General features: G+C 40.1%; 24 protein-coding genes. 1 reads left to right on the forward strand and 23 read right to left on the reverse strand.

All coding sequences use genetic code 11. The features are described 5' to 3' along the window. Positions 1-2: 2 nt before the first annotated feature. The 23 genes from rpsK to rplC all read right to left on the reverse strand — a co-directional run bounded on the left by rpsK (position 3) and on the right by rplC (position 11,761). The gene (gene rpsK / locus SIB53_RS02510) at positions 3-395 is read right to left on the reverse strand and encodes a 30S ribosomal protein S11 (RefSeq protein ID WP_413678642.1); all 393 of its coding nucleotides are present in this window, start codon (positions 393-395) and stop codon (positions 3-5) included. A gap of 63 nt (positions 396-458) precedes the next feature. Then, positions 459-824, reverse strand: a complete 366-nt coding sequence (gene rpsM, locus SIB53_RS02515) for a 30S ribosomal protein S13 (protein WP_269603510.1) — start codon at positions 822-824, stop codon at positions 459-461. 111 nt (positions 825-935) lie between these two features. Further along, positions 936-1,052 carry a 50S ribosomal protein L36 gene (gene rpmJ / locus SIB53_RS02520; protein WP_011295453.1) on the reverse strand — a complete coding sequence of 39 codons (117 nt, stop codon included), beginning with the start codon at positions 1,050-1,052 and terminating at the stop codon, positions 936-938. A gap of 44 nt (positions 1,053-1,096) precedes the next feature. After that, positions 1,097-1,645, reverse strand: a complete 549-nt coding sequence (locus tag SIB53_RS02525; protein ID WP_413678643.1) for an adenylate kinase — start codon at positions 1,643-1,645, stop codon at positions 1,097-1,099. A 25-nt stretch (positions 1,646-1,670) separates the two neighbouring features. Continuing rightward, entirely contained in the window at positions 1,671-2,990 is a 1,320-nt protein-coding gene (gene secY / locus SIB53_RS02530; RefSeq protein WP_413678644.1) for a preprotein translocase subunit SecY, read from the reverse strand. Between the two features lie 59 nt (positions 2,991-3,049). After that, a complete protein-coding gene (gene rplO, locus SIB53_RS02535; RefSeq protein WP_413678645.1) occupies positions 3,050-3,502 on the reverse strand; it encodes a 50S ribosomal protein L15 in 453 nt (150 codons plus the stop codon). Between the two features lie 5 nt (positions 3,503-3,507). Further along, positions 3,508-4,134, reverse strand: coding sequence for a 30S ribosomal protein S5 (gene rpsE / locus SIB53_RS02540; RefSeq protein WP_413678646.1), 627 nt, complete (start codon positions 4,132-4,134; stop codon positions 3,508-3,510). Positions 4,135-4,148: 14 nt separating this feature from the next. Beyond that, complete coding sequence (gene rplR, locus SIB53_RS02545) at positions 4,149-4,517, reverse strand: 50S ribosomal protein L18 (protein WP_413678647.1); 369 nt, start codon at positions 4,515-4,517, stop codon at positions 4,149-4,151. Between the two features lie 33 nt (positions 4,518-4,550). Then, positions 4,551-5,090, reverse strand: a complete 540-nt coding sequence (gene rplF / locus SIB53_RS02550; protein WP_413678648.1) for a 50S ribosomal protein L6 — start codon at positions 5,088-5,090, stop codon at positions 4,551-4,553. Between the two features lie 17 nt (positions 5,091-5,107). Then, positions 5,108-5,509, reverse strand: coding sequence for a 30S ribosomal protein S8 (rpsH, locus tag SIB53_RS02555; protein WP_413678649.1), 402 nt, complete (start codon positions 5,507-5,509; stop codon positions 5,108-5,110). A gap of 19 nt (positions 5,510-5,528) precedes the next feature. Next, the gene (gene rplE / locus SIB53_RS02560; protein ID WP_413678650.1) at positions 5,529-6,068 is read right to left on the reverse strand and encodes a 50S ribosomal protein L5; all 540 of its coding nucleotides are present in this window, start codon (positions 6,066-6,068) and stop codon (positions 5,529-5,531) included. Positions 6,069-6,161: 93 nt separating this feature from the next. Further along, a complete protein-coding gene (gene rplX / locus SIB53_RS02565; RefSeq protein WP_413678651.1) occupies positions 6,162-6,473 on the reverse strand; it encodes a 50S ribosomal protein L24 in 312 nt (103 codons plus the stop codon). A gap of 47 nt (positions 6,474-6,520) precedes the next feature. Further along, positions 6,521-6,886: a 50S ribosomal protein L14 gene (rplN, locus tag SIB53_RS02570; RefSeq protein ID WP_011295463.1), complete on the reverse strand. Its 366-nt coding sequence runs from the start codon at positions 6,884-6,886 to the stop codon at positions 6,521-6,523. Next, positions 6,883-7,149 (reverse strand): 30S ribosomal protein S17, encoded by a 267-nt coding sequence (rpsQ, locus tag SIB53_RS02575; RefSeq protein ID WP_413679101.1) that lies wholly within the window; start codon positions 7,147-7,149, stop codon positions 6,883-6,885. Before rpsQ ends, rplN begins: the two co-directional genes overlap by 4 nt. A gap of 10 nt (positions 7,150-7,159) precedes the next feature. Then, entirely contained in the window at positions 7,160-7,372 is a 213-nt protein-coding gene (gene rpmC, locus SIB53_RS02580) for a 50S ribosomal protein L29 (RefSeq protein ID WP_413678652.1), read from the reverse strand. Further along, positions 7,369-7,854, reverse strand: coding sequence for a 50S ribosomal protein L16 (gene rplP / locus SIB53_RS02585; protein ID WP_413678653.1), 486 nt, complete (start codon positions 7,852-7,854; stop codon positions 7,369-7,371). The genes rpmC and rplP overlap by 4 nt, the downstream gene beginning before the upstream one ends. Positions 7,855-7,866: 12 nt before the next feature. Further along, positions 7,867-8,601 (reverse strand): 30S ribosomal protein S3, encoded by a 735-nt coding sequence (gene rpsC / locus SIB53_RS02590; protein ID WP_413678654.1) that lies wholly within the window; start codon positions 8,599-8,601, stop codon positions 7,867-7,869. Next, positions 8,601-8,981, reverse strand: coding sequence for a 50S ribosomal protein L22 (gene rplV, locus SIB53_RS02595; protein WP_269608975.1), 381 nt, complete (start codon positions 8,979-8,981; stop codon positions 8,601-8,603). The genes rpsC and rplV overlap by 1 nt, the downstream gene beginning before the upstream one ends. 2 nt (positions 8,982-8,983) lie before the next feature. Then, positions 8,984-9,259: a 30S ribosomal protein S19 gene (rpsS, locus tag SIB53_RS02600; protein ID WP_269608978.1), complete on the reverse strand. Its 276-nt coding sequence runs from the start codon at positions 9,257-9,259 to the stop codon at positions 8,984-8,986. 38 nt (positions 9,260-9,297) lie between these two features. Next, entirely contained in the window at positions 9,298-10,161 is an 864-nt protein-coding gene (gene rplB, locus SIB53_RS02605; protein ID WP_269623743.1) for a 50S ribosomal protein L2, read from the reverse strand. A 4-nt stretch (positions 10,162-10,165) separates the two neighbouring features. Further along, positions 10,166-10,477, reverse strand: a complete 312-nt coding sequence (locus SIB53_RS02610) for a 50S ribosomal protein L23 (RefSeq protein WP_413678655.1) — start codon at positions 10,475-10,477, stop codon at positions 10,166-10,168. Continuing rightward, on the reverse strand, positions 10,470-11,105 hold the full coding sequence (rplD, locus tag SIB53_RS02615) for a 50S ribosomal protein L4 (protein WP_413678656.1): 636 nt from the start codon (positions 11,103-11,105) through the stop codon (positions 10,470-10,472). The genes SIB53_RS02610 and rplD overlap by 8 nt, the downstream gene beginning before the upstream one ends. Beyond that, the gene (rplC, locus tag SIB53_RS02620; protein WP_413678657.1) at positions 11,105-11,761 is read right to left on the reverse strand and encodes a 50S ribosomal protein L3; all 657 of its coding nucleotides are present in this window, start codon (positions 11,759-11,761) and stop codon (positions 11,105-11,107) included. The genes rplD and rplC overlap by 1 nt, the downstream gene beginning before the upstream one ends. Positions 11,762-12,132: 371 nt before the next feature. Here rplC and SIB53_RS02625 point away from each other — a divergent pair, with 371 nt between their 5' ends. After that, positions 12,133-12,597, forward strand: a complete 465-nt coding sequence (locus tag SIB53_RS02625; protein WP_413678658.1) for an NAD(P)H-quinone oxidoreductase subunit N — start codon at positions 12,133-12,135, stop codon at positions 12,595-12,597. The last annotated feature ends 5 nt before the right edge of the window (positions 12,598-12,602 follow it).

The following is a 12,602-nucleotide window of genomic DNA, read 5'->3' on the forward strand; positions in this document are numbered from 1 at the left end:
TTTTAAACGCGTCTGCGCTTAGGTCTCCTGCAACCATTATGAGGAAGAGGAGTTACATCTCTGATCAAAGTAATTTCAAGACCAGCTACTTGCAACGCTCTTATTGCGGTTTCACGACCTGAGCCTGGTCCTCGTACAAGAACTTCTATTTGACGCATTCCTTGCTCTAGAGCCCTTCGGGCTGCAAGTTCAGCAGCGGTCTGAGCCGCAAAAGGAGTACCTTTTCGAGCTCCTTTAAATCCGCTTGCTCCTGCCGATGACCAGGAAATTACTTCACCAGAGGTGTCAGTAATTGAGACAATTGTGTTATTGAAGGTACTTTGAATATGCACAACTCCATTTGGAACATTGCGCTTTGACTTCTTAGAACCAGATTTCTTTGAGGGTGTAGCCATTAGGCTGTGCTTTATTTAAAAAGATTAAGTGAATTACCAATTGGTAACAGGAGTCTTAAGAAATTATTTCTTTCTTCCTGCAACAGTTTTTCTAGCTCCTCTTCTTGTCCGAGCGTTAGTTCTTGTTCGTTGTCCACGAACAGGAAGGCTCATTCGATGTCTGCGTCCACGGACACATCCGATATCTTGAAGTCGTTTAAGCGCCATTCCTTCTTGGCGCCTCAAATCTCCTTCAAGAGTGAATTCTTCAGTAACAGCTCTGAGCTTCTGAATATCACTATCTTCTAAATCCTTTACACGAATATCAGGATTAACACCTGATTTTTCAAGGATAGCCTGGGCTCTAGTTAAGCCAATGCCGTAGATGTAAGTAAGGGCAACTTCTACCCGCTTCTCGCGAGGTATATCGATGCCTGAAATCCGTGCCACTTAGGGATAAATCGAAGAGGACAATGAAATCATCATAAATTAATGATGACCGTTGTTGAAAAAAACAAACGAAAAAATTTAATCGTTTAAGACTTCTTCAAAAGTCAGGAATCAACCCTGACGCTGCTTATTACGAGGCCTTTTCTTGTTGATCACATAGATACGGCCTCTTCGCCTCACGATCTGATCGTCAGGACTAATTTTTTTGACTGAGGATCTAACCTTCATTGGGTGAGACTCTCCTATTTCCAAACTATAACTTTACTACATCGTCAGCCTAAAGATTTCTCAATCCATGAAAACACAACATCTATGTCAGCATTACCTTCTATCTCTTCAAGAATACCTTGCTTCTTATACAAATCAATTAAGGGTGAGGTTTTTTCTCTATAAATTTCGAGTCTATTTTTTATGACTTGTTCATTATCGTCCTGCCTTCCTCTTTGTAAAAGCCTTTTGATTAAATAATCGTCGGAACATTTTATTAGTACGACTGCTTCTAAAGGTTGATTTATTTTTTCTAAAAGACTTTTTAGAGAATTAGCTTGATTAACATTCCTAGGGAAACCATCAAGTAACCACCCTTTATGAATATTTTCCAATCTTCCTTCAACAATTGAGAGAACTAATTCATCACTTACTAATTCTCCTTTATTCATAACCTCCTCAGCTTTAAGCCCTAATACTGACCCCGAGGAGACTTCATCTCTAAGTAAATCTCCAGTTGAAAGATGATCTAATCCGTATTTCTTACAAAAAAGATTTGCTTGAGTCCCTTTACCCGCACCAGGAGGACCAATGAATAGTAATTTCTTTTTCATTTAAATAACAAACATGGTAAAGATTTTATTGACGTACTAATCCCTCATATCTTTGAGAAATCACATAAGTCTGAATCTGCTTAGATGTATCAATTGCAACTCCCACCAAGATTAATAATGAAGTCGCCCCAAGGCCCTGAAAAGTTTGCACATTAGTTGCTCTCTCTACTGCAGCAGGGACAATGGCAACTGAACCAAGAAATAATCCACCTAGTAAAGTGAGCCTGTTTTGAACACCTGAAAGATAATTAGAAGTAGAACTTCCCGGCCTCACGCCTGGAATTGCAACACCACCCTTTTTTAAATTAGAAGCAATATCTATTGGATTAATTGTTAAAGAAGCATAAAAATAAGCAAAACCCAAAATCAATGCAAAAAAGGTAATTGCATATGGCCATGGGTTGGATGAACCTGGATTAAGAGAACTAGCAGCCTTAATAAGTAAAGGATTTTGCGTGAAATTTGCGATTGTAATAGGAAGGAAAATCAATGCAGAAGCAAAAATTATGGGCATAACGCCACCAGCATTTAACTTAAGGGGTAAATAACTTTGCCTACTTGGCAAAAGGGCTGTACCTCCCATTTGGCTTTTTGCACTTACTATAGGAATTCTTCTAGCACCTTCTTGAACAAAAATAATACCCACAATTGTAATTAAAAAAACTATCAAAAGAATTATTATTCCAAGAACATCTGCTCTATCACCGGTTTGAGCTTTTTCAATAGTAGAACTAAGTGCCTTAGGCAAGGTCGCAACAATATTCAAGAAAATAACTAAAGAAGCCCCTTGGCCAATACCTTTTTCAGTAATAATCTCACTAAGCCACATAACTATCATCGATCCAGTAACTAATGCCAGTGATGTTTGAATAACAAATTCAGTTTCGCCAAGACCTTCGACTGCATACTGTCTAAGAATTAAAGCAAAAACTGTACTTTGAACCATTCCCCACCCCAAGGCTACATATCTAGTGATTTGAGCAATCTTCCTTCTTCCTGCCTCCCCTTCATTTTTCTGTAGATCTTCCAATTGCGGTAAAGAGGCAGTAAGCAATTGAATAATTATTGAAGCGTTAATAAAAGGAAGAATACCTAGTGCAAAAATACCCAAAGTTGAGATTCCGCCACCTGTAAAAATATCAAGGAATCCAATCAACTGTCCCCCTTGATCAATAAAAGTTTTAAAAGCCTCTCTATCAATTCCAGGCATAGGAATATAAATTCCTAATCGAACTATTAACAATAGACCTAGGGTCGTTAAGACTCTTCCCCTAAGCTCTTCATTACTAAAAAGCTGAGTGATTACTTCACCTGCACTTGGGTTTCGACCACGACTTATTAACATTTAATAAGGATAATTTATTAGAGGTTAATGAATAAAATCAAATTTTCAGGGTAGCTAAGCTAATTATATATCTCACATTTACCACCGACCTCTTCTATTTTCTTTTTGGCGGATGTTGTGAATGCAGCAGCTTGAACAGTCAATTTCACTTCTAATTTACCATTACCAAGAATTTTTAGAGGATTTTTTGGTTTTGTCAAAATACCCACCTTCACCAATGAATCAAGGTTAACAACAGTCCCCTCTTTCAATGCATTCAAACTGGAAACATTGAGGACGGTAAAACTTTTCTGATTAACTATTGGGAAATGCTTTAATTTTGGAACTCGTCTATATAAAGGCATCTGACCACCCTCAAAGCCTGGGCGAGTAGGTCTACCTGATCGAGATTTTTGCCCCCTCATCCCAAAGCCGCAACTGGCTCCTTGACCAGCAGCTATACCTCGTCCTTTACGCATTTTTTTACGTCTAGATCCTGGATTTGATTGAAGTGATTCTAATTTAATAGTCATGATTTTTAAGAATAAATCTGCTCAAGTGAAATCCCACGCTCTTTTGCTGTGGCTTTATGAGTTCTTAACTCACTTAAAGCAACCATTGCAGCACGAGCATTATTGAGAGGGGTCTTACTACCTAGTCTCTTAGCAAGTACATTTTTAATTCCAGCCAACTCTAAAACAGTACGAATTGACCCCCCCGCAATTACACCTGTTCCAGGTGCTGCAGGACGAATCAATACACTTGCTGCTCCATCTCTACCATTAGAGAGAGTTGGAATAGAGCTATTTCGGGTTAAAGGAACACGAACTAAATGTTTTTTTCCATCAGCAACTCCTTTACGAACAGCACCAATTACATCTCCAGCTTTGCCAACCCCAACTCCAACTTGTCCTTTTTCATTTCCTACTACAACTATTGCCCTAAAACTCATTTTCTTTCCACCTTTAACAGTTTTGGAAACCCTTCTGATTTGGACAACACGTTCTTGCCATTCAGAGTCTCTTTCTTGACCTCTTCTATCTCTTCTTCCTCCGCGCTTATCGCCACGATTTCGACGATTTTCCTGCCTACCATCTGCGGCAGGAGGGGAATCTGATGATCCAGAAGTTTTTTTACTTGGGGACTGGTTTTTAGAGTCTGTCATTATTAAAGCAATAATTAAAAGTTCAAGCCTGCCACTCTGGCAGCTTCGGCTAGAGCTTTAACCCTGCCATGATAGATGTTCCCACCCCTATCAAAGATAACTTGTTTGATGCCTTTTGATAAAGCTTTCTTTGCAACAAGTTCTCCGACTGCTGTAGAAGCATCGCAACTTCCAGCATTAGCTTTTAGAGAAGCTTTTAAGTCTTTATCTAAGGTTGATGCTGCACATATAGTGCTTTGAGCATCATCATCTATTATTTGAGCATAGATGTGATTATTAGAACGAAAAACAGCAAGTCTTGGTCGAGCTTCTGTTCCGCTTAAGTTTCTCCTCAAGCGTTTATGTCGTTTTTGTGTTTGTTGTTTTCTTGAGAGTTTTGACATGTCTAAAAAATTTTTAAAAACAAATAAGCAAGATTAAGCCTTGCCAGACTTACCAGCCTTTCTAATTATTTGTTCGCCTTCATATTTAATTCCCTTCCCTTTATAGGGTTCTGGAGGCCTAATTGCTCTTATTTTGGCAGCTTCATTGCCAACTAATTCTTTATCAGGTCCAGTTACAGAAACATTTGTATTATTTTCAACTTTAAAAGTTATACCTTCTGGAGGGACAACCTCAACTGGATGACTATAACCGGCACTAACAACAAGAGTTTTTCCTTTTACTTGAGCTCTTGAACCAACACCAACAATCTCAAGTTTTTTTGTAAAGCCATTACTAACGCCCTCAACCATATTTGCAACCAGAGATCTACATAGTCCATGCATTTCCCTGGACTGTCTCTTTTCATTTATCGGTTTAACAACAATGGTGTTCTCATTTTTGCTGAGGCTTACTCCATTAGGAAGAGTTCGCTGCAGTTGACCTTTTGGACCTTTTACAGTGATAGAAAGTCCTTCGAGTTTTACATCCACCTTTTCAGGAAGGGAGATTGGTTTTTTACCAGTACGAGACATAATAAATAGTTAATCAATCAACAGACGTAGCAGAGGACTTCTCCTCCAACACCTTGTTTTCGAGCATCACGATCACTCATGACTCCCTTAGAGGTAGAAATTATCGCAACTCCAAGGCCTCCTAAAACTTTTGGTAATCCTCGAGTATTTTTATAAATCCTCAACCCTGGTTTACTCACTCGCTGCATTGAACGAATAATGGGTGAACGATGCTTACCAGTATATTTCAATCCAAGAATGAGATGCTTTCGAAAGCCTTCTCCTTCTTCATTGATTTCTGCAATAAATCCCTCACGCTGAAGAACCTTAGCAATACTAAGAGACATTCGTGAAGCAGGAACTTTGGTTTTTTCATGACGTTTTTCACTTGCATTTCGTATGCGAGTAAGCATGTCTGAAATTGGATCGTGGTTGGCCATAGTATTTAGCTAATCAAACTCATTTTTTACGGAAGGGCATTCCCATTTCACTAAGAAGAGCCTTACCTTGTTCATCAGAGGAAGCACTGGTCACAATTGTGATATCCATGCCTCTAATAGAGTCGACTTTGTCAAAAGTAATCTCAGGGAAGATAAGTTGCTCTTTGACTCCAATGGTGTAATTTCCTCGGCCATCAAAGCTTTTTGGACTCACACCACGAAAATCTCTAATTCTTGGAAGTGCCAAATTAATGAATCTTTCCAGGAAGGCATACATGCGATCACCTCTGAGTGTGACCACACAACCTATAGGCATTCCTTGTCTGATCTTAAAGGTCGCAATTGCTTTCTTGGCTCTTGTTACAAGAGCTTTTTGCCCAGAAATTGTTGCCATTTCAGCTAGAGAAGCTTCTAAAGCTTTTGAATTCGATGCAGCCTCACCAAGACCTCTGTTTAAAGTGACTTTCTGCACCTTAGGAACTTGATGAACATTTTTCAGACCAAGATCTTTCAAAAGCTTTGGTCTAATTGTCTCTCGATAGCGGGTTTTTAGTGACATGGCTGAAAAAAAAGTAATTCTGGTCTTGGTCAGAATTCAAGTAGGGAAAGAAAGTCTGCTTTAGTTAATTCAGACAAAGAAATAGAGAATTAATTAATCAATTAATTCTCCTGTCTTCTTTAATCGTCGTTTCTTTGATCCATCTTTATCGACAAAAATTTCAACCTTACTAGCAACTTTTTCTTTAGTTGAGTAGATCATTACATTTGAAGCATGTAAAGAAGTTTCTTTGGTCTCTATTCGACCAGTTTCTCCTTCCTGTGATGGTTTTACATGCTTTGTTCTTTGATTAATTCCTTGGACTATAACTCTATTTTCATAGGGAAGTGTTTGAAGGACTTCACCGGTTTTACCCTTATCCTTTCCAGAAATAATCTGAACTGTATCTCCTTTCCGGATCTTCATTTTTATGCGATCAGAAGACACTTTGGTTTTGTTAATTGCTGGCATAACTAAATAACCTCAGGTGCTAAGGAGACAATTTTAGTAAAATTGCGCTCTCTTAATTCTCGCGCAACGGGTCCAAAGACCCTTGTCCCTCTTGGGTTTTGATCATCATTGATAAGAACAGCAGCATTGTCATCAAAGCGAATTGAATTTCCTGTTTCTCTTCGCATTGTCGCTCTAGTACGAACTACAACGGCTTTCACCACGTCTGATTTTTTGACTCCCATATTTGGCATTGCATCTTTAACAGAAGCAACAATCACATCACCTACATGGGCATAACGACGATTAGACCCCAAGACTCTAATACATTGCAAACGCTTGGCACCACTATTATCTGCAACGGTCAGGAATGTTTCTTGCTGGATCATTTTGCAGCCTCCTTGGATTTCATACCCTTAACGAGGACATCTGTTACCGTCCATCGTTTATGAGCGCTCATAGGAGGAGTCTCTTTAATCCTGACTCTGTCTCCCACTTTGCAATGGTTTTCTGCATCATGAGCTTTATATCGAGTAGTACGACTAATAATTTTTTGGTACATAGGATGTGGAAATCTGTTCTCCACAGCTACTACGACTGTTTTTTGCATTTTGTCACTGACAACAGTGCCGACCATTTCTTTAAGTGCCATAACTAAAAAATCAAGATGATGTGTTTGAGCGACTTCGCTCATTAGAAACCGTTAAAAGTTGAGCCAATTCGGTTCGTGCGTCTTTGAAACGGTGAGTTTTAGCTAGCTGTCTAGTAGCTTGCTGAAAACGAAGATCAAAAAGTTCTTTACGAAGATTTTCAATCTTTTCTGATATCTCAGAATCAGAGAGATTCCTTACATCTTTCGTAGTTATTTTGCTCATGATGATGACTCCGAATTATCTGCTGTAACTGGCGTTTTAGCAGGTTTATAATTTCCCTTATTGAGATCTTCCTCTAGGGAAATAAATTTTGTTTTTACTGGCAGCTTGTATTGAGCAAGACGCATTGCCTCTTTTGCAATTTCCTCTGTAATGTCATCGCCACCCATTTCAAACAAGATTCGACCAGGCTTGACAACTGCAACCCAAAATTCTGGGTTACCTTTACCAGATCCCATTCTTGTCTCGGCAGGCCTCATGGTTACAGGCTTATCAGGGAAAATACGAATCCAAATTTGTCCTCCTCTTTTTACATAACGAGTCATAGCTCGTCTACTTGCCTCGATTTGCCTGGAGGTAACCCAACCACAATCTTGTGCTTGCAATGCAAACTGACCAAAAGCGATTTTGTTGCCTCTAGTAGCAACGCCGCGCATACGGCCTCTCTGTTGTTTGCGAAATTTGGTTCTTTTGGGACTAAGCATGATTAAAACTCCTTATTTAGCTTCATTAGAACGATCCTCAAATTGTTGAGGTCTTCGATTCCCCCTATTGCGTCTAGGAGAAGAACCAACAGGTAATGGCTGTTCTTCTTTAGGAAGAACTTCACCTTTGAAAACCCATACTTTGATTCCTAAAACGCCATAGGTTGTAGTAGCTACTTTGGTTGCATAGTCAATTTCTGCTCTCAAAGTATGGAGAGGAACTCTTCCTTCTCGGGTCCATTCAGAACGTGCGATTTCAGCGCCATTCAACCTTCCGCCTACTTGTATTTTAAGACCTAAAACACCAGCTCTTTGTGCTCTTTGAACAGCCATTCGAATAGTTCGTCTAAAGGCAACACGCTTTTCTAGTTGCTGAGCAATATATTCGGCCAGAAGATAAGCATCTGCATCAACTTTTTCTACTTCAACAACATTGATACGTACTTGTCTATTTCTATCACCGATGGTTTTTTGAATACCAGATCTGAGTTCTTCAATACCGCTTCCTTGCCTACCGACTATCACTCCTGGCCGAGCAGTTTTCAATTCGACCTCAAGTTGATCTGCTTTTCGAGCAATCAAGACATCGCTAATACCTGCTGGTCCATACTTTTTCTTGATGAAAGTACGGATTCGATCATCTTCTTGGAGTAGTAAAGGATAAGTTTTACTTGGTGCGTACCATTTAGAACGATGCTCTTGAGTGATACCGAGCCTAATTCCAGTGGGGTGAATTTTATGTCCCATCAGTCCGAGTCCTCAGAATTGGTTGATTGAGTGGCCGAAACAGCAATGCTGATGTGGCATGTCTGCTTTTTAATTGCAAATGCCCTGCCCTGAGCTCTAGGTCTATAGCGTTTCATTGGTGGTCCCATATCAGCGGTAGCAGTGCTAATCACCAACGAAGAAGGTTCAAGACCAAGATTGTTTTCTGCATTCGCAACAGCTGATCGTAATACTTTTGTTATTGGCTCAGTTGATCGATAAGGCATGAATTCAAGCATGATCAAAGCATCCCTGTAAGTTCTTCCTCTTATTTGATCAAGAACTCTTCGTACTTTTGAAGCAGATCCGCGAATATAACGCCCATGGGCTTGGGCCGTCGTTTTAGTAGATGAAGTAGTCATGATTAACGTGCTCCTTTTTTATCTCTGATGTGACCTCTGTAGGTTCGAGTTGGTGCAAACTCTCCTAACTTGTGTCCAACCATTTGCTCAGTTATGAAAACAGGGATGTGACTCTTTCCATTGTGAACAGCAATTGTATGGCCAATCATCATTGGCAGAATTGTTGAGGCCCTAGACCATGTTTTGATGACAGCTTTATCGTCATTAGAGTTTTGCTTCTCGATTTTACGAAGCAAACTGTCTGAAATAAATGGTCCTTTTTTTAGTGAACGTCCCATAACGGTTTAAAAGAAGAATTGGTAAAGAAAGATAGAAATCATGAATCGCGACCTCCTCTACTCCGTTTAGATACCTTGCGTCGTTTTCGAAGAACGTACTTGTTGCTGGGCTTATTTTTCTTCCTGGTTTTTAAACCAAGAGCAGCTTTACCCCAAGGTGTCACAGGGCCAGCACGTCCAACAGGTGCCTTTCCTTCTCCTCCTCCATGAGGGTGATCACATGGATTCATGACACTTCCTCTAACTTGAGGTCTTCTACCCAGCCATCTTCTTCTTCCAGCTTTTCCAAGGCTTGTATTTCTAATCTCAGAATTACCAACCTCTCCAAGGGTTGCGTAGCATTCCTTTCTGACTAAACGAACCTCAGTTGAAGGTAATTTCAACGCAACGTAATCTCCTTCTTTAGCCATGACTTGGGCGCTAGCTCCAGCTGTACGAACCATCTGTCCGCCTCTACCTGGATAAAGTTCAACACAATGAACGCTCGAACCTAAAGGCATTGAAGAAAGTGGTAAAGCATTACCAGTTTCAATTGGTGCATCTGGACCTGAAATAACTTCTTGGCCAACTGTTATGTCCGCAGGTGCAAGTATGTATCTCTTTTCACCATCAGAATAAAAGAGTAGAGCAAGTCTTGCATTCCGATGTGGGTCATAATGAATTGCCGCAACTTTGGCTGAAACACCATGCTTATTCCTACGAAAATCAACAATCCTATATAACCTTTTGTGCCCTCCTCCTCTATGACGACAAGTAATTACACCTCTGTTGTTACGCCCTTTCTTTCGATGTTTAGAAACGACAAGTGAGCGCTCAGGTTTATTGGATGTAACTTCACTAAAGTCAGTTACTACTCTTGTACGAGTACCAGGTGTGTAAGGCTTGAAACTTCTTATAGCCATTGTTTTAAGCCTCCTCTGATTCTGGGAACAACTGTATGGAGTCGCCATCGGCAAGGCGGACCACAGCCTTTTTCACTTGAGGTCGCTTTCCAGAAAACCTACCAACTCTTCTGCTTTTTCTTGGAGGATTCATAGTGCTAATTCCAAGAACCTTGACATCAAACATTTTTTCTACAGCAGCTTTTATGTCAGGCTTAGCTGCTCTTGGATCGACTTCAAAAGTGTACTGATTTAAATCCAAGGCCTTTGTAGCCTTCTCAGTTATCAAAGGACGCTTAATCACATCAGTAAGTCGTTTATCAAAAAATTTAGTCATTTCCATAGACCTCCTTAATGGTGGACAATGCGTCTTCACCTATTACCAAAGAATCGGCATTGAGAAGATCAAACACATTTAATTGATCAGCAGAGATAAGCTTTATTTTCTCTAAGTTTCTAATTGAGCGCTTTATAGTTTCCGATGGTTTATTGAGAATAATAAGAATTTTCCCATCAGAATCAATTCCTACTCGCTTGATTAGAGCAACGATTTCGCTTGTTTTAGGAATTTCAAGCTTTAAACCAAAGTCTTTAATTATTTTTGCGTCTGAAATTCTACTCATTAGGGCAGTACGAAGAGCTAGCCTTCGTTCCTTCCTATTCATTTCCAAGTTGTATTTCCGAGGCTTAGGGCCAAATATAACTCCACCTCCAGGACGAAGAGGAGTTCTAATTGAACCTTGCCTTGCTCTACCAGTACCCTTTTGCTTGTAGGGTTTTCGACCGCCGCCTCGAACCTCTGACCTAGTCAAAGAACTTGCAGTCCCTTGGCGGCTGTGAGCCTGCTGGCGCAAAACAGCGCGATGCAATAGATCTGCTGCAGATGATTCCTTGGCGATTTTCAAATCAATTGATGATTCGCCAGTCTCTTTACCTTGCCAATCAAGAACAGTACAGTTAGCCATCATTTACCTCCTTGGTGGGTAGAGACGCCAACTCTTATGGCAGGTCTGATGTTTAAAAGAGATCCAGGCTTCCCTGGAACAGATCCCTTTACTACTAATAAATTGTGGTCAGTATCTATCTTGAGAATTTCAAGGCCTCTCGTAGTAACTTTTTTACCACCCATACGACCAGCCATCCTCTTTCCAGGATAAACACGACCAGGAGTGGTTCCAGCTCCTGTTGAACCAGGTAACCGATGATTTTTCGAACCGTGGCTCATAGGACCTCGGCTAAAACCATGTCGCTTTTGATAACCAGCGAATCCTCTCCCCATTGTGTCGCCGCTAACATCAACCTTTTGACCTGTTTTGAAATCATCAACCGTTATTGCAGCTCCAAGTTCAAATTCACCAGAATTTTCCACTCGGTACTCTCGAAGATGACGCAAAAGGTCATCTCCTGATTTCACGAGATGACCTTTTGAAGGCTTGTTGATAAGTTTTTCACGAATTAATTGAAAGCCTATTTGTACAGCGGCATAGCCATCTGTATCGGCAGACTTCAATTGAGTGATTCGACAGGGACCCGCTTCGATCAAAGTGACTGGAACGGCTCTGCCTTGATCATCGAAGAGTTGGGACATACCCAACTTCTTACCTAAGATTCCTAAAGACATGAGTTAAATAAACGCCAACTAAAAGGTCAATCTGTAAAAAGAGAGACTTGGAATCTGAATTAAATCGCCTATTCTAGCCAAAAAAGTTGAAGTTAATTGGAGTTCAATTTATTTGGAAAAATGCTAGCGACTATCAGCTGACTGAGACTTTTTCAAACTTTTCAAAAAGTTCAAAGAGTATCTCGACAAAAGGAAATAAATCCTTCTGTACTGGCCAAAAAGACTAAACGCAAACGCCTAGTCTGCTCAAGCGTCTAGAGGCCCGGCTAGCGGGCGGGCATAGAAAAGCTTTAGCAACTTAAAAGATTACACTATTAAGACCCATTTTGTGTGATGCTTCACTTGAATAAGATAAAAAATTTTATTTAAGGATGCCTTTATTACTCTCTGGTCAGAAATTTCGCACTGATCTTGAATCATTCGGCTGCCTTGCCATCCTTTCTCCATTAGAAGGTGGAGCAGAAACTCGTTTACTTCGAAGACTGAGAGCTAGTGGATATCAAACACAGATAACTTCTGCTAGAGGATTAGGAGATCCAGTTGTCTTCCTTACCCAATTACATGGAATCAGACCACCACATCTAGGACATCAAAATGTTGGAAGAAATGGGGCCTTAGGGGAAGTTCAACAAGTTATTCCTCAATTAAATGAATTATTAGTCGAAGATAAACCCTTGGTTTTATGGTTATTAGAGGGGCAAGTCTTATCCAAGTCAGAACTATTAGCAATAAATAATCTCTGCCAAAAGGAACCTCGAATCAAAATTGTTATTGAGATGGGAGGGGCTCGTAGTATTAAATGGCAACCATTAAATGAATTCATCAATAGAGATTAGAAATT

It is taken from the genome of Prochlorococcus sp. MIT 0916, from assembly GCF_047305155.1.
Classification (GTDB): Bacteria; Cyanobacteriota; Cyanobacteriia; order PCC-6307; family Cyanobiaceae; genus Prochlorococcus_B.